This window comes from Paenibacillus sp. JT22N7 (assembly GCF_059383875.1).
In genome coordinates, this window is record NZ_JBXENY010000018.1 from 1 (window position 1) to 15,499 (window position 15,499).

22 protein-coding genes and 1 pseudogene are annotated in these 15,499 nt (G+C 47.5%); 2 read left to right on the top strand and 21 right to left on the bottom strand.

Annotated features, from left to right (window positions below; genetic code table 11):
• Window positions 1–300 precede the first annotated feature (300 nt).
• A complete protein-coding gene (locus AC50Y5_RS31505; protein WP_046234262.1) occupies window positions 301–522 on the bottom strand; it encodes a hypothetical protein in 222 nt (73 codons plus the stop codon).
• A 162-nt stretch (window positions 523–684) separates the two neighbouring features.
• Window positions 685–1,311 carry a stage II sporulation protein M gene (locus AC50Y5_RS31510; RefSeq protein ID WP_056035841.1) on the bottom strand — a complete coding sequence of 209 codons (627 nt, stop codon included), beginning with the start codon at window positions 1,309–1,311 and terminating at the stop codon, window positions 685–687.
• A 108-nt stretch (window positions 1,312–1,419) separates the two neighbouring features.
• On the opposite strand from AC50Y5_RS31510, the gene pdaB reads away from it, so the two are divergent.
• Window positions 1,420–2,235 (top strand): polysaccharide deacetylase family sporulation protein PdaB, encoded by an 816-nt coding sequence (gene pdaB / locus AC50Y5_RS31515; protein WP_056035838.1) that lies wholly within the window; start codon window positions 1,420–1,422, stop codon window positions 2,233–2,235.
• 29 nt (window positions 2,236–2,264) lie between these two features.
• Here pdaB and AC50Y5_RS31520 read toward each other — a convergent pair whose 3' ends face one another.
• Window positions 2,265–2,885: a KinB-signaling pathway activation protein gene (locus AC50Y5_RS31520; protein ID WP_056035834.1), complete on the bottom strand. Its 621-nt coding sequence runs from the start codon at window positions 2,883–2,885 to the stop codon at window positions 2,265–2,267.
• Between the two features lie 163 nt (window positions 2,886–3,048).
• On the opposite strand from AC50Y5_RS31520, the gene gerD reads away from it, so the two are divergent.
• Window positions 3,049–3,747, top strand: a complete 699-nt coding sequence (gerD, locus tag AC50Y5_RS31525) for a spore germination lipoprotein GerD (RefSeq protein ID WP_056035833.1) — start codon at window positions 3,049–3,051, stop codon at window positions 3,745–3,747.
• A 244-nt stretch (window positions 3,748–3,991) separates the two neighbouring features.
• On the opposite strand, the gene AC50Y5_RS31530 is transcribed toward gerD, so the two are convergent.
• The 18 genes and pseudogenes from AC50Y5_RS31530 to rplO form a co-directional block, all read right to left on the bottom strand.
• Complete coding sequence (locus AC50Y5_RS31530) at window positions 3,992–5,101, bottom strand: Mrp/NBP35 family ATP-binding protein (RefSeq protein WP_494865551.1); 1,110 nt, start codon at window positions 5,099–5,101, stop codon at window positions 3,992–3,994.
• 106 nt (window positions 5,102–5,207) lie between these two features.
• On the bottom strand, window positions 5,208–5,987 hold the full coding sequence (gene cwlD / locus AC50Y5_RS31535; RefSeq protein ID WP_056035848.1) for an N-acetylmuramoyl-L-alanine amidase CwlD: 780 nt from the start codon (window positions 5,985–5,987) through the stop codon (window positions 5,208–5,210).
• A gap of 113 nt (window positions 5,988–6,100) precedes the next feature.
• Window positions 6,101–6,229, bottom strand: a pseudogene (gene sat, locus AC50Y5_RS31540) (sulfate adenylyltransferase); the annotation flags it as partial.
• Between the two features lies 1 nt (window position 6,230).
• Window positions 6,231–6,926, bottom strand: coding sequence for a phosphoadenylyl-sulfate reductase (locus AC50Y5_RS31545; protein WP_056035820.1), 696 nt, complete (start codon window positions 6,924–6,926; stop codon window positions 6,231–6,233).
• Between the two features lie 378 nt (window positions 6,927–7,304).
• Window positions 7,305–7,697: a 30S ribosomal protein S9 gene (rpsI, locus tag AC50Y5_RS31550; protein WP_046234255.1), complete on the bottom strand. Its 393-nt coding sequence runs from the start codon at window positions 7,695–7,697 to the stop codon at window positions 7,305–7,307.
• Between the two features lie 20 nt (window positions 7,698–7,717).
• Entirely contained in the window at window positions 7,718–8,155 is a 438-nt protein-coding gene (gene rplM / locus AC50Y5_RS31555) for a 50S ribosomal protein L13 (protein WP_046234254.1), read from the bottom strand.
• A 184-nt stretch (window positions 8,156–8,339) separates the two neighbouring features.
• Window positions 8,340–9,098: a tRNA pseudouridine(38-40) synthase TruA gene (gene truA, locus AC50Y5_RS31560; protein WP_494865553.1), complete on the bottom strand. Its 759-nt coding sequence runs from the start codon at window positions 9,096–9,098 to the stop codon at window positions 8,340–8,342.
• A gap of 199 nt (window positions 9,099–9,297) precedes the next feature.
• Window positions 9,298–9,663, bottom strand: a complete 366-nt coding sequence (gene rplQ, locus AC50Y5_RS31565) for a 50S ribosomal protein L17 (RefSeq protein WP_046234252.1) — start codon at window positions 9,661–9,663, stop codon at window positions 9,298–9,300.
• Window positions 9,664–9,705: 42 nt separating this feature from the next.
• Window positions 9,706–10,650 carry a DNA-directed RNA polymerase subunit alpha gene (locus AC50Y5_RS31570; RefSeq protein WP_046234251.1) on the bottom strand — a complete coding sequence of 315 codons (945 nt, stop codon included), beginning with the start codon at window positions 10,648–10,650 and terminating at the stop codon, window positions 9,706–9,708.
• Between the two features lie 126 nt (window positions 10,651–10,776).
• Window positions 10,777–11,172, bottom strand: a complete 396-nt coding sequence (gene rpsK / locus AC50Y5_RS31575) for a 30S ribosomal protein S11 (RefSeq protein ID WP_046234250.1) — start codon at window positions 11,170–11,172, stop codon at window positions 10,777–10,779.
• 19 nt (window positions 11,173–11,191) lie between these two features.
• Window positions 11,192–11,560: a 30S ribosomal protein S13 gene (gene rpsM / locus AC50Y5_RS31580; protein WP_046234249.1), complete on the bottom strand. Its 369-nt coding sequence runs from the start codon at window positions 11,558–11,560 to the stop codon at window positions 11,192–11,194.
• A gap of 18 nt (window positions 11,561–11,578) precedes the next feature.
• Window positions 11,579–11,692, bottom strand: a complete 114-nt coding sequence (gene rpmJ / locus AC50Y5_RS31585) for a 50S ribosomal protein L36 (RefSeq protein WP_003333770.1) — start codon at window positions 11,690–11,692, stop codon at window positions 11,579–11,581.
• Between the two features lie 44 nt (window positions 11,693–11,736).
• The gene (infA, locus tag AC50Y5_RS31590) at window positions 11,737–11,952 is read right to left on the bottom strand and encodes a translation initiation factor IF-1 (protein WP_046234248.1); all 216 of its coding nucleotides are present in this window, start codon (window positions 11,950–11,952) and stop codon (window positions 11,737–11,739) included.
• A 3-nt stretch (window positions 11,953–11,955) separates the two neighbouring features.
• A complete protein-coding gene (locus AC50Y5_RS31595) occupies window positions 11,956–12,237 on the bottom strand; it encodes a KOW domain-containing RNA-binding protein (protein ID WP_056035813.1) in 282 nt (93 codons plus the stop codon).
• A gap of 7 nt (window positions 12,238–12,244) precedes the next feature.
• On the bottom strand, window positions 12,245–13,006 hold the full coding sequence (gene map / locus AC50Y5_RS31600) for a type I methionyl aminopeptidase (RefSeq protein ID WP_494865556.1): 762 nt from the start codon (window positions 13,004–13,006) through the stop codon (window positions 12,245–12,247).
• Window positions 13,006–13,656: an adenylate kinase gene (locus AC50Y5_RS31605; protein WP_056035806.1), complete on the bottom strand. Its 651-nt coding sequence runs from the start codon at window positions 13,654–13,656 to the stop codon at window positions 13,006–13,008. Before AC50Y5_RS31605 ends, map begins: the two co-directional genes overlap by 1 nt.
• Before the next feature lie 86 nt (window positions 13,657–13,742).
• Window positions 13,743–15,044: a preprotein translocase subunit SecY gene (secY, locus tag AC50Y5_RS31610; RefSeq protein WP_056035803.1), complete on the bottom strand. Its 1,302-nt coding sequence runs from the start codon at window positions 15,042–15,044 to the stop codon at window positions 13,743–13,745.
• A complete protein-coding gene (rplO, locus tag AC50Y5_RS31615; protein ID WP_046234243.1) occupies window positions 15,045–15,485 on the bottom strand; it encodes a 50S ribosomal protein L15 in 441 nt (146 codons plus the stop codon).
• Between the last annotated feature and the right edge of the window lie 14 nt (window positions 15,486–15,499).

Sequence of the window (15,499 nt, forward strand, 5' to 3'; positions counted from 1 at the left end):
ATTAGGCACGCCGCCAGCGTTCGTCCTGAGCCAGGATCAAACTCTCCATTTAGGTGTTGTTTGACTTGCTCATTACTTTTTTTGTATCGCTTTACATTAACTAAGTTAATGCGGCAGTTTCACTCGTTGTTCAGTTTTCAAAGAACAATTTCTCTTGCTTGCGTTTCGTTCGTGTCTGCCGTATGTCTCAGCGGCGACTCATATAATATATCACGGGCGCCTATACGATTGCAAGTGTTTTTTTCAATTTATTTTCGATTATTTTTCAGGCCCAAATTCAGGCCTGTTAGAGGCCTTAAATTACTTATATGTACGGACGTTTAAAGCGTAGCGGGAAAGCTCTTTTGGGGATGCCAAACGGGCATACATGCGGAAAATCGTTTTGTAACGGCGGGTAATCGACTGCTTGATTTCTCCATCCAGACGGGAGTCATTGAGATCAAGCAGCATTTCATCGAGTTCCTTGCGCAGGACGTAGTCGAGTTCTTTGCATTCTTTATCGTTGAATAGAATTCCTAGCATAGTGGTTTGCGCCCTCCTCAAGTGGTGACGATCGTTCGCCTGTATAGCGAATAGGCTCGTCCTTGCTCTGCCTCATGCAGCTTGATGAAACAATAAAGCGGCGTCTACGCTTCGCACGTAATAACGCCGCTTTATTGTTATGCACAAATAATAGGAATTTTATTACATCTTCAGAAGCCAAGGTGTAATGATACTTTCAATTAAAGAAGCCACTAGCAGAGAAATCGTAAGCACAACGGCGACTGGAATCGTTTTTTTCATGAAAAATAAAATTTCGAATCCGCTCTTTTCCACTTGGCCATTCGGGCTTACGGTGGATTTCATTAGTTTTAAAACCAGGACGCCGAACCGCATCCCATATGCACCAGCAATAATGATGGCCGGAATTTCAATAATGCCGTGCGGCAGCAAGCCTTTAAAAATCATTTCCATTACAGTGCCCGCCCCGTGCAGCTCAGCTGTTCGGTTAAGCAAATAACCAATAATCATCCCATTAAAGACGAGGAAGAATAACGGTACTAATCCAAGGAATGCTCCGAGATACATAATGAAGATAGATTTAATGGCATTGTTGAAAAAAATGAACAAAATATAGCTCATCGTCGGATTAGCCGATTGATCAAGCTGCTGAGCCAGTTGAGCAATGGCCTCCAGCTGTTGATCCAGCATATCGCTAATCGTCGTATTACTTCCCCCTACAACCATTCCGGCAAAAAATAGAACAAATCCAAATGCAATATAGCCGCTCATCGAGCGAAAGTGATCGAGAATTTCCCGAGGCTTAAACAAGTATTGTCCTCCTCTGCCCATCTTCAATTGAACAAGCATGAATAACTTGGCGCTATGAGCATAGATTGTACTAGAACAAGCTTCCATTAGAGAGGAGAGCCCGTCCAAATGAACTTTTTTTATGTGATGAACGGTCGTAAAATCAAGCACTACAGTCTAATTGTACTAGCCCTCGTATTTTCGGTAGGCGTCATTTACGCGGAGCGAGACAATATTACGGTGTTTTCACCACAGCAGCCCGCTGCCATCTACAGTGTACCGACAGAAAAGAAAGTCGTGGCCCTTACGTTTGATATTAGCTGGGGTGAAAAACGTGCGGAGCCGATTTTGAAAGTGCTTAAAGACAAAGGCATTACGCAAGCTACCTTTTTTCTATCGTCGCCTTGGATTCAATCGCATTCCGATATCGTGAAGAAAATAACCGACGCCGGTTATGAAATTGGAAGCCACGGTCACAAGCATGATTATTACAGCAAGCTGAGCGACGACGAAATCCGCACGCAAATTTCTACCGCTCATTCGATTATTTCCGATACGACCGGCAAACAGCCTAATTTGATTCGGATGCCGAATGGCGATTTTGACAAACGGGTACTGCGCATTGCGAGTGAAATGAACTATAAGGTTATTCAATGGGATACCGACTCGCTCGACTGGATGAACATCGGGACGGATAAAATCATTAGCCGAGTCGTGAGCCGCGCTCATCCTGGCGATATTATATTGATGCATGCCAGCGATTCTGTGAAGCAAACTCATGAGGCCCTGCCTGTTATTATCGACCAGCTGCGCTCCAAGGGCTATGACTTCGTAACGGTAACGGAGCTGATTACTCAGACGGAAACCGAGGGCAAAGCCGTACAAGACAAATCCACTATGTCCTCCACCGGTACAAGCCAATTGAACGCACTCGTCAAACATTAAGCCGTGAAAGGTTGAAAATCGCACTTACATTAAGCGACCGGCTTTGCAGATGATGCAGATTCGGTCGCTTCGCTTTTCAAAATCCGCGGCAGCATCAATATTTGGTACGCATTACATACGAATAGCGGCACAATCATAAAGATGATGGCTGCGGTGTTGGTTTCCCCTTTTAGAGCAGGATAAGCTTCAATGAAAGTAACGGTAAACATAAGAAACGCGGTCGGCACAAAAGCTACCGCCTTCGTCTGCTTCACCTTTACATAAGAAACCGCCAGAGAGAACACCATAAGCAGAAGCGGCATAAGCCAGAAGAACCAGTTATTCGTCCGCTGCTCAAACAATAAATAGCCTAAGGCAAATGCCGCAAACACGGTGGAGTAGCCTTGCAGCGTGTTCCAGAGATAGCTTTTGCGAAATACGCTAAGCGCGATATAATTTAAAGTCAAATAAGCGAAAAAGCCCATCTGGCTGAATGCTCCAAACATAAGGCCAACAAGCGCCATCATTGCAAAATTAAATCCCGAGGCATCCAGCCCCATAAAGCCGAATTCCGGATCCGTCCACTGCATCGTTATTCCGCATATCGCCGTAGCCAAGCCGCCTACTGCCATACAGCTCCAAAAGAGAAAAAACCATTTTCTGATATTCACGTTTGACATCCCCCTAAATTTTTCAAGCACACCCTGTCCAACATCCTTTATTTTACCACGTTCACATTAAAAAGCTAACCTTTCCCCATGATAATCAAAGGAACTTTGACACATACTACTCCCATCAATACAGGAATGCTGCCACGAAGGGAGAACACGAATCATGCGCATTCGTATGACGGTAATTATGCTTCTCATTGCAACGTCTTTTGTCTTGGCCAGTTGTGGATCAGAATCATCGGGAAGCAGCCAACAAGTCACGTACAAAGACATGAAATCGATGGTCATTGATATACTCAAAACGGAGGATGCTCAAAAAGCGCTCCAGGAATCGGCCCAGCAAATGTCGGGCTATAACGGGAACACGTCCAAGCTTTTGTCCGTTCAGGATCAGGAGCAGGTCCGTCTGGCGGTAAAAGATGTGCTTGTCGCCCCTGAATATGACAAGGTGATCAAGACGCTAATGACCGACGTGCGTTTCGCTGGGGAGTTTGCCAAAGCCGTCAATAAGCAGAACAAGGAAATTCACCAGCAGCTGCTTAAAGATCCGTCGTATCAGGAGCAGTTAATTAAGGTGATGAAAAATCCGGAGATGGACAAGATGATTTTGGAGGTACTGCAAAGCACGCAGTATAAAAAACAAGTCATGTCGATTATGCAGGAGTCGATGCAAAATCCGCTTTTCCGGCTTGAAGTTCTCGATCTGATGAAGAAAGCTGTACAGGAAGAGCTGAAACCGAAGCCTAACGAAAAGGTGGAGAAGCAAGGCTCTGGTGGGGATAGTGGGGATCAACAAGATTCCGGTGAAGACAGTGGCCAGGATTCAGGCTCAGGAGATGGACAGCAGGATAATACGATGTAGTTTGTGATCAAGGTGAATGGTGAAACGGCTGTCGTCGTCCTTTTGGCGGCACGGCGTGTTTCATTACGAGAAATAGAAGAACAGTACGGCTAACCTATACTTTCTTATATTTGGACAAAAAAAAGCCCCCGCTGTGAATGTAGGTAAGCCAGTTGCTTGGCTGATCCTCATTCGTTGGCATGGGGCTTTTTATTTTAACTATTCAGTTGAAAAAGTGAGAGCTATTCAGTCGTAGAAGAGCGTGCTATTCGCATTTTTGAAGCACTTTGTCTGCAAGCTCCAAATAAAGCAGTCCTGTCTCGCTCTCTGCCTTGTATACGGATGGCGAGAAGTCCGGCTCTGATGGATGATTATCCGGCGCACCAAGCGGAATTTGGGACAGCAGCTCGGCATGAAGCGACTCGGCTAGCCTTCCGCCGCCGCCTCGGCCAAAAATGTATTCCCGCTCGCCGCATTTGCTGCATTTGTAATACGCCATGTTTTCAACGATACCGATGATTTCGTGCTCGGTTTTGATGGCCATGGCCCCTGCGCGGGCAGCAACGAATGCCGCTGTAGCGTGAGGCGTCGTGACGATAATTTCTTTGCTTTGCGGAATGATCTGATGGACGTCCAGCGCCACATCGCCTGTTCCCGGGGGCAAGTCGAGCAGCAAGTAATCAAGCTCGCCCCATTCGATTTCGTCAAAAAAGTTGCGCAGCATCTTGCCCAGCATCGGGCCGCGCCATACGATCGGGCTGTTGTCCTCGACAAAAAAGCCCATCGACATCACCTTCACCCCAAACTTCTCAATCGGGATGACCCGCTCGTTCACGACCTGCGGGCGCTCTTCAATGCCCATCATATCGGGCACGCTGAAGCCGTAAATGTCGGCGTCAATAATGCCGACACGCTTGCCCCTGCGAGCGAGAGCGACCGCGAGGTTCACGGTCACTGTGGATTTGCCGACGCCGCCCTTGCCGCTGGCGACGGCAATGAACTGCACCCCGCTGCGGGCATCCAGCAGCGGGCTCGCCAGCCCGGCCCCGTGGCCTTGCACGGGGCCGGCGGCGCCTGCGCCTGCGGCAGCGGAGGCTTCGCCGCCGCCGCTTGGCGCCCCGCGCTGCGCGGAAGCCTCCGCCGCAGCTGCAGGCTCTAGCGCACGAAACCGGCAGTGCACGGTTTCGGCGCCCAGCCGCGCTAACGCTTCGCGTAGCGCGGCTTCCAGCGAGGGCTTCGCCTCCTCGCTGGCAACCAGCACCGTCAGTGAAACTTGACGGTCCTTCACCATCACATCGCGGACGGCTACCTCGCCCGCCGTATATAGCGCCGTTACTGCTTCAACGGCTTCCAAAGCTTGCTCACGTGTTAACATTAGGATACGTCCCACCTTTATGTATGCAATTACTGCTTATTAATAATGATTATAGCATAGTTAAGCAGCAACATTCATGGCTGTAACATGTCGGAACGATTTCGACTTATGGCTTATCCTCTGCGGAAAGCGTCATTTTCTCTCCAGCAGCATATCGCAGCATCCCTTGATAAATGGAAGCAGCGACCTTGCGCTGGTAATCCGAATCGGCGAGCCTGGTTGCTTCCCCTGGATTAGACAGAAAGCCAACTTCAATTAAAGCGGTAGGCACATCTGTAATCGCTTTGAGCAAATAGACGGTATTTTCCGTTGCGGCGACACGGCTCGTATTTTCCAAATTGCGTTTGATCTCGTTTTGAATAGCAGCAGCAAGCAACTTGCTGTCCTGATGATTAGCCGGATTGTAAAAGGTTTGCGCCCCCGACCACTTTGCCGACGGAATACTGTTCATATGAATGCTGACAACCAAGTTAGGCTGACTTTCCTTTATGACATTTACACGCTTATGCAAATCCTCTGTTTTCCGCCTGCTATAGGCTTTCGTATCTGGAGCTGCCAGATCATAATCCCCTTCGCGGGTCATCACGACAATGGCCCCCGCCTGCTGCAAATAATCGCGCAAATAAAGCGCAATCGCCATATTCAAATCTTTCTCAACGACTCCCTGCTTGCTGACTGCCCCGCCGTCTACTCCACCATGCCCAGCATCAAGCGCGATCGTCTTACCGGACAAAGGCGTTGCCCAAGTTTTCCATGTCCGCGCCGTCCGTTCATCTCCGTAAGTAAGCAGCGTCCATACGAGTGCAATAGCCAGCACAGCAGCAGTCAACCGCAGCGCTCCCTTTAGCGTTATCCAAACGACCAAGCGTCGTCCCCATCGGCGCAAAAAAACCACCCCGTCCTCCATCAAATAATAATCAGCTCCAGCTTGGCCGGCGCTCATTATCATCTTATGGGACGAGATGGTTATTTATGAGTGTGTCTCAGCACATTCACAGTGTCACGCAGCAGCGCGCGTACTTTTGTGCCCGAAAACGTCAAATGCTCGGATTTGTCATGCGGACATGTTTTGGTCGTCGCCATGTTGCCGCATTTTTGACAGAAGAAGCTGTGTTCGAAATAAAGCGGTTTATTTATGCAAGCCGCACTCTGTTTTTTCTTGTCCTGCCCAGCGTCCAGCACGCGGATCTTCACCCGGTTTAACTTGACGTGTGCAATGTTCGCAACCAATGCTCGGATAGTTTTGATCATGAAGCGGGTTGTAGATGACATCATTTTCACGGATATAGTTCCATACATCTTCAGTTGTCCAATGTGCAATCGGGTTAAACTTCACCAATCCAAATTTTGTATCATACTCGATTTTTTTCGCGTTAGCCCGTGTTGGCGCCTGATCACGACGGATACCTGTAATCCATGCTTCGTATTGGGACAAAATCCGCGTAAGCGGCTCTACCTTCCGAATATCGCAGCATTGGTTAGCATCGGTTTTCCATAGCTCTTCGCCATATTGGGCAGCTTGCTGCTCCGGCGTAATTTTCGGCTTTACTTCTACGAACGGAATTCCTGGATAACGCTCGATCATGCGATCGCGAGTTTCATACGTTTCTTTAAAGTGGAAATCAGTGTCCAAGTAGAAAATGTCCGTTGTTGGGCTAACCTTCTGCAGCATATCAACGAGCACAACATCCTCTGCACCGAAGCTGCAAGCAAAAGTAAGATTAGGGAATGTTGCTACAGCAAAAGCAATAATTTCCTCTGGCGTTGCATTTTCCAGCTCAACCGCCTGCTTGGCAATAAGGGCTTCCTTCTCAAAAAGATTCATCGTTTTACTCCTCCGCATCAATACCAAGTATATTGATCTGTATTTAAGTCTAATTATACGTCGACCACTCACAATCTTCAATATCTAGTTTACTCCAAAATGAATTAAAGTTTGTTTATTATGCAAAAAAACGGGCTCCAAGCACACTTTCTCCGCTTGTCCCGTCTACATTTCCTGTATTTTCTTAAGCCTGCCTGCCAGCAAATATCCGGGTTGGTTTTTTCAGTGCTTTTTATGGACTATTTTTCAGAAAAATGACTCCAAGGATTCGGTTCCTAACCGTTCCATTTATTTCAGCTTCTCGGCACCCTCCGTCACAAACTTCAATAAACAACAAAAAACCCCCGGCCAGAAGGCCAGGGGCTGTTGAACAACATATTAACGTTTCGAGAATTGTGGCGCGCGACGAGCCGCTTTAAGACCGTATTTTTTACGCTCTTTCATACGTGGGTCACGAGTCAGGAATCCAGCGCGTTTCAGAGCTGGACGGTATTCAGCGTCTACTTTCAGTAGAGCGCGGGAGATACCATGACGGATAGCACCAGCTTGGCCGGACATACCGCCGCCGTTAGCAATAACCAATACATCATATTGCGTAAGCGTTTCTGTCAGGTTAAGCGGTTGTTTAACGATAAGTTTCAATGTTTCCAAACCGAAGTATTCGTTGATATCACGTTTGTTAATGATGATTCGTCCTTCACCTGGCACGAGACGTACACGTGCAACAGAGTGTTTACGACGACCCGTTCCATAGTATTGCACTTGAGCCATGAAACTGTCCTCCCCTTTAATTACCCGCGAAGTTCGTAAACTTCAGGATTTTGTGCTTGGTGCGGATGTACCGAACCAGCGTATGCTTTAAGTCTAAGCTTCATTTTGTTACCTTGACGTGTTTTTGGCAACATGCCGTGAACAGCCAATTCGATAACGCGATCAGGCTTTTTGTCGATCATAACGTTAGCTGGTGTAACTTTCAAACCACCAGAGTACATCGAGTGACGGTAGTACATTTTGTCTGTCAGTTTTTTACCTGTCAGAACGATTTTTTCAGCGTTGATTACGATAACGAAATCGCCTGTGTCAACGTGAGGTGTAAATTGCGGCTTGTGTTTGCCACGGATCAAGCTAGCTGCTTCGCTTGCCAGACGACCGAGGGTTTTACCTTCCGCATCAATGATGTACCATTTACGTTCAACTTCATTTGGCTTAGCCATATAGGTGGTACGCATGGAGATCCTCCTTCATTCGCTTACGTTTAAAATTTAATTTTATCAAAGAACGTTTCCGTTCGATTTATAACAGTTATTGCTGCCAAGTTTGTGACGATCTCAGTCGGGGCTGTGGGATAGCCACTAAGAAAGCACAAGTTATATATTACTATAAAAAGTGGCCTAAAGCAAGCAGTTTGTACGATTAACTTCTTAGTTCATCGGGATATTCAACTTCGACCAGCGTAAGGCCATGAGGCATTGCAGTTGGGCCAGCCAAAGACCTGCTTTTGCCCTCTAATATGCGCTTCATATCTTCCGGCTGCAGCTTGCCTTGCCCTACCCACAGCAGTGTTCCCATAATAACCCGCACCATATTGTACAAAAAACCGTTGCCGGTCACGTACATATGAAGCTTGCTGCCCTGCTGTTCAAAATACGCCTCATAAATCGTTCTTATATGATGCGGCTTCGTCGAATGAATAGATGTAAAAGAAGTAAAATCATGCTCGCCTATTATATAGGGCAGTGCCTTCGCCATAGCCTCTGCGTCTAAGCGCATCGGATAATGAAAGCAATACTCGCGGGTGAATACATCCGGGAACTTGCCACGATCTATCGAATAACGATACGTCTTTCGTTTGGCCGAGCGCCGGGAATGAAAATGCTCCGGCACCTCGCGCGCCTCCAAAATAACGATATCCTTCGGCAGCCTCGTATTCAGCGCAATTGCCCATCGCTCCGACGGTATGACGGATTCCGTATGAAAATTGAATACCTGGCCCATAGCATGAACGCCTGCATCAGTCCTGCCCGAGCCAATGATATGAATCTCCTCACCCGTGAGCGCCTTTAACGCTTTCTCAATCTCCTGCTGCACCGTTCTAAGATGCGGCTCCAGCTGAGATTGGAAGCCATTAAACTGCGCCCCATCATAGCTGACCTTCACTGCAATATTTCGCATGTGGAATTCCTCCCAGACCCTCGAGAGGGCTTCTACCCTAACCTTTAAAGGCTTCTATCCCAAACTCTCAACAGAGAGTTTACCCAAACCTTCAAAAGCTCTCCAGCTTCTAGCTCCCTTATGCCTTTGCTGCATCTCCTGCTCTCACAAAAGCCAGCAAATAAAAAAAGGTGGCCTCGAGGGTCCACCCTTTCTCATGTTACGCGCGGTCTACCAGTTCCAAATATACCATTGGCGCAGCGTCGCCACGGCGAGGTCCTAGTTTCAAAATCCGCGTGTATCCGCCCGGACGCTCCGAGTAACGGGGGCCCAGCTCCGAGAACAATTTTTGGATTGCATCTTGCTCTCCATCGATTGTTTCACGACGCACGTAAGCTGCTACTTGACGACGCGCGTGCAAGTCGCCTTGCTTCGCTTTCGTGATCAGCTTTTCAGCGATCGAACGAACCTCTTTCGCTTTTGCTTCCGTTGTTTGAATACGCTCATAAAGGAAAAGGTCAGTAACGAGGTCACGGAACAATGCTTTCCGCGCGCTAGCGTTACGGCCTAGTTTTTGATATGCCATCTTGATTTTCCCTCCCTTGCCTGTAGTCTAGACTAATTGATGCTACTCTTCCATGCGCAGGCCAAGACCCAGTTCTTCCAGCTTCTCTTGAACTTCCTCAAGCGACTTGCGGCCCAAGTTGCGAACCTTCATCATGTCCTCTTCGGATTTCGTAATCAGCTCTTGAACAGTGTTGATTCCTGCACGCTTCAAGCAGTTGTATGAACGTACGGAAAGATCCAGTTCTTCGATAGTCATCTCCAGAACTTTCTCTTTTTTGTCTTCTTCCTTCTCCACCATAATCTCGGCATCTTTCGCTTCGTCAGTCAAGCCAACGAACAGATCCAAATGCTCAGTCAAGATTTTAGCGCCGAGGCTTACAGCCTCTTCCGGACGAATACTGCCATCAGTCCAAACTTCCAGCGTAAGTTTATCATAGTTAGTCACTTGACCAACACGAGTATTCTCCACACTGTAATTTACACGTGTAATTGGCGTGTAAATCGAATCAACCGGGATAACTCCAATCGGTTGATCTTCCCTTTTGTTACGGTCCGCTTGCACATATCCGCGTCCCCGATTAGCAAAAACACGCATATGGAGCCGCGCGCCGGAGGCCAAGGTGGCGATGTGAAGATCAGGGTTCAAAATCTCGACATCGCTGTCAGCACGAATATCGCCCGCCGTAACGATTCCTTCGCCTTCAGCGTCGATTTCCAAAACCTTCTCTTCATCGGAGTGGATTTTCAACGAGAGGCCCTTCAGGTTCAGAATGATTTCAGTTACGTCTTCCATCACTCCTGGAACTGTAGAGAACTCGTGAAGCACTCCGTCGATCTGAACGGAAGTAACAGCTGCACCTGGCAAAGACGACAACAAAATTCGGCGAAGCGAATTTCCAAGCGTCGTGCCATAGCCACGCTCGAGCGGCTCAACAATGAACCGTCCGTAAGTCCCATCCTCGTTCAAATCCACGGTCTCGATTTTCGGCTTTTCGATCTCAATCACTAATAGTACCCTCCTTCAAACGTCGCTCCGTTACCATACCGTATCTTAAGTCAAATCTCGTAGTATGCCAAACCTTCACAACCATTATTCACAAGTTGCTGTCATTTGATACCACAGTGGATCCAACTATACGCGACGACGTTTTGGTGGACGGCATCCGTTATGAGGCACTGGAGTAACGTCTTTAATCAGGTTAACTTCTAGACCTGCTGCTTGAAGCGAACGAATAGCTGCTTCACGACCAGCGCCTGGACCTTTAACCATAACCTCAACGGTTTTCATGCCATGTTCCATTGCTGCTTTAGCTGCAGTTTCAGCTGCCATTTGAGCTGCGAAAGGTGTGCTTTTACGCGAACCTCTGAAACCCATGTTACCGGAGCTTGCCCAAGAGATTGCATTGCCGTGAGGGTCCGTAATTGTAACAATCGTGTTATTGAATGTCGAGCGAATGTGAGCGACGCCAGACTCAATATTTTTCCGATCACGACGTTTTGTACGAACGACTTTTTTCGGTTTTGCCATTATCCTATTTCACCTCTTCTTATTTCTTTTTGTTAGCTACAGTCCGACGAGGACCTTTACGCGTACGCGCATTTGTTTTCGTGCGTTGTCCACGAACAGGCAATCCACGACGGTGACGAACACCACGGTAACATCCGATTTCAATCAGACGTTTGATGTTAAGCGAAATTTCACGACGCAAGTCGCCTTCCACTTTAACTGTTTTGTCAATTGCTTCACGAATTTTCGCAAGCTCATCTTCCGTCAAATCACGAACACGAGTGTCCGCGTTAACGCCAGTTGTGCTCAAGATTTTTTGTGAAGTCACTTTGCCAATACCGAAAATGTATGTCAGAGCGATTTCGACGCGCTTATCACGCGGCAAGTCTACACCAGCTATACGTGCCATAGGCCGTTATCCCTCCTTCTATCCTTGTTTTTGTTTGTGTTTCGGATTTTCACAAATCACCATAACGTTGCCTTTGCGACGAATGACTTTGCATTTTTCGCAAATCGGCTTAACCGAAGGTCTAACCTTCATTGTGATTACCTCCCGAATCTTTCGCTCGCAAACCGCAATGCGGCCTACTTACGATAGGTGATGCGCCCTTTTGTTAAATCATAAGGCGATAACTGTATAACCACCTTGTCTCCTGTCAGAATACGAATAAAGTGCATTCTGAGCTTACCGGAAACATGTGCGAGAATTTGATGACCGTTCTCCAGCTCCACCTTGAATGTGGCATTCGGCAACGGTTCAATCACCGTACCTTCGACCTCAATGATGTCTTCCTTAGCCAACCGTCATTCTCCTTTCGCATGTGCAAACTTCTGTATAACATAACGTAACTTGGTATTGGTCACCCTGCCTGATTCGAGCAAGCTGTTTACTACTTCGCTGCTTATCACAGGCTGTAACTCGAGATGCAGAACGTTCTTCTTCTTTGGCGAGTCGAAGCGCCGCTTATCGCCATCTACAATCATAACGAAACGTTCGTCAATGACGGATATGACCACCGCATAGCTGTCTTCATCCTTGCCCCGAAGCACTTTGACAATTTGGCCTACCTGCGGAAACTTATCCATCTCTGGCTCAGTCCGCCTGTGGCTTCGAAAGCGTCAAAATTTCAAAACCATTCTCCGTTACGGCAACCGTATGCTCAAAATGGGCACACATTGAGCCGTCTTCCGTTACGACCGTCCAATTGTCTTCAAGCGTGCGGACATATCGTTCACCGATGTTCACCATAGGTTCGATGCAAAGCACCATTCCTGGCTCAAGCTTCGGTCCGCGACCTGGCATACCATAGTTCGGAATTTGCGGCTCCTCATGAAGCTTCGCTCCAATTCCATGACCAACAAATTCGCGTACAACTGAGAAGCCAGCCGCTTCGACAACTTGTTGAACAGCATGGGATATTGTAAATAGCTTCTCATTCGGACGGATGAGATTCACGGCCGCATAAAGCGACTGCTCCGCTACATCCAGCAGCCTTTGTACTTCAGGCGTTACTGCGCCGACCGGGTAGGTCCAGGCAGAGTCGCCATGATAGCCATTGTACTGCGCTCCGATATCGATACTAATAATATCGCCTTCGTTCAACTTCCGAGGTCCTGGAAAACCATGTACCAGCTCGTCATTTACAGAAGCGCAAATGCTGGCGGGAAAACCATTGTAACCTTTAAAAGAAGGCACGGCTCCTTGACTGCGAATGTAGTCTTCAGCTAGTTGATCAAGCTCTATGGTAGTAATACCCGGCTTCACCGACCTCGCCATCAACCGATGGGCATCCGCAACAATTCTGCCTGCTTCTCTCATATAGCGCAGCTCCGATTCGGATTTGCGTATAATCATTACAATGAACCTCGCAAGATGGAAGTAATGTCGGCCGTTACCGCATCAATTTCCTTCTCGCCATCGACTTCGCGAAGAAGACCTTTATCACTGTAATAGTCAAGAAGTGGAGCAGTTTTGGAAATGTATTCATCCAGACGCGTTCCAACCTTCTCCTCCGTATCATCCGAACGCTGATACAATTCGCCGCCGTCTTTATCACAGACGCCTTCTTGCTTCGGCGGATTGAACAGAATGTGATACGTCGTTCCGCATGTTTTGCAAATGCGTCTTCCAGTTAGGCGTGCCAAGAGAAATCCACGATCAACCTTTAAATTAACGACATGGTGAATGCCTCGGTCAAGTTCCTTGAGCATGCCATCAAGCGCTTCGGCTTGTTGCAATGTCCGAGGAAAACCGTCCAGCAAAAACCCTTTATTACAATCGTCTAGTGCAAGACGTTCTTTTACGATACCGTTCGTAATCTCATCGGGTACAAGCAGTCCTTTATCGACATACTCTTTCGCTTTGAGACCGAGCGCAGTGCCTTCTTTCATAGCAAGGCGGAATGCATCGCCTGTCGAGATGTGTGGTATACCAAACTCGGAAACGATTCGTTCAGCTTGCGTTCCTTTACCGGCTCCCGGAGGGCCCATGAATAAAATGTTCATTCGTGTTCCTCGCTTTAAACACAATAGGCTCATGCGGGTCCGTACCATCGCAAGCGACGTCACGGAAGCCCGAACAGAACCTATTGTTATTTATTGATAAACCCTTTGTAATGGCGTTTGATCAACTGGGTTTCGATTTGCTTCATCGTATCAAGCGCAACGCCGATAACGATCAGAAGCGAAGTTCCTCCAAGTTGCACCGTACGCGGCAATCCTGCAAGCGTTCCGAAGAGCACTGGCAAAATCGAGATAACCGCTAGGAAAAGCGCGCCCGTCAATGTAATACGTGACATAACGCGAGTCAGATAAGAAGAAGTTGGTTTACCCGGGCGAATACCTGGAATGTAACCACCGTTCTTTTTCATTTGATCCGCCATTTGTACCGGATTTATTTGAACGAAGGTATAGAAGAAAGTGAAACCGATAATCAACAGTACATACAAGACCATACCAAGCGGTTTGTCATAATACATATTATTGATAATCCAGTTTGCCCATGCCGATCCATTCCAGAACTGAGCAATCGTAACTGGGAACATCAGAAGCGATACCGCAAAAATAACCGGAATAACGCCTGCTCCGTTTACTTTCATCGGGATATGAGTCGATTGTCCACCGTACATTTTTCTGCCCACTACGCGTTTAGCGTATTGAACCGGAATTTTACGAATCCCTTGCTGAACAAAGATAACACCGACGATAATGGCAATGATCGCAATAAGGATCAGAACCATTTTACCAATATTCCAGAACAAAGCAGCTTCTTGACCAATAAATTGATCTTGCCAAATTGTACGGATGTGGCCTGGGATACCAGCAGCGATACCTGCGAAAATCAGGATCGAAATACCGTTACCAATACCACGCTCAGTAATTTGCTCGCCAAGCCACATCAAGAAAGCAGTACCTGCAGTCAAGATGATAGCAACAACCAAATAATCAACGAAGGTCGCTCCAGGAATCATCTCATTGCCATATTGGCGGTTGAAGCCGATTGCTGTTGCAAAACCTTGAACCAAACCAAGAATAACCGTGCCGTAACGAGTAATTTGCGCGAGCTTACGTTTGCCGTTCTCGCCTTCCTTCGCCCACTCTGCAAATTTAGGAATAACATCCATCGATAACAGCTGCACGATAATCGAAGCCGTGATATATGGCATAATCCCAATTGCAAAGATAGAGAATTTGAAAAGCGCTCCACCAGAAAACGTGTTAAGCAAGCCGAACAAATCTGCACCTGCGCGATCAACTTGTTTGAACACTTCTTTATTGATGCCCGGTACCGGAATGAAAGAACCAATCCGGTAAATGAGCAGGATGAAAAGCGTAAATAGAATGCGCGAGCGCAAATCCGCTACTTTCCAAATGTTGGACACGGTTTTGAACAATTAGATCACCTCGGTTTTACCGCCGGCAGCCTGGATTTTCTCTACCGCAGATTGAGAGAACTTGCTTGCTTTTACAGTCAGTTGGACGTTGATTTCACCGTTACCCAAAATCTTAATGCCTGCTAGTGGATTTTTAACAATCCCTTGCTCAAGAAGAACTTCTGGAGTGACTTCGGTGCCTGCTGCAAAGCTGTTCAGCTCTTCAATGTTGATTATGGCATACTCTTTACGGAAACGGTTGTTAAATCCGCGTTTCGGTACACGACGGTACAATGGGTTTTGACCACCCTCGAAACCAGGACGAACACCGCCGCCGGAGCGAGCATTTTGACCTTTGTGACCACGTCCAGCTGTTTTACCGTTACCGGTACCAATACCGCGACCTTTACGTTTTGGTGTTTGCTTGGAACCTGGTGCTGGTGCGAGTTCATGCAATTTCATCGTTCTTGCACCTC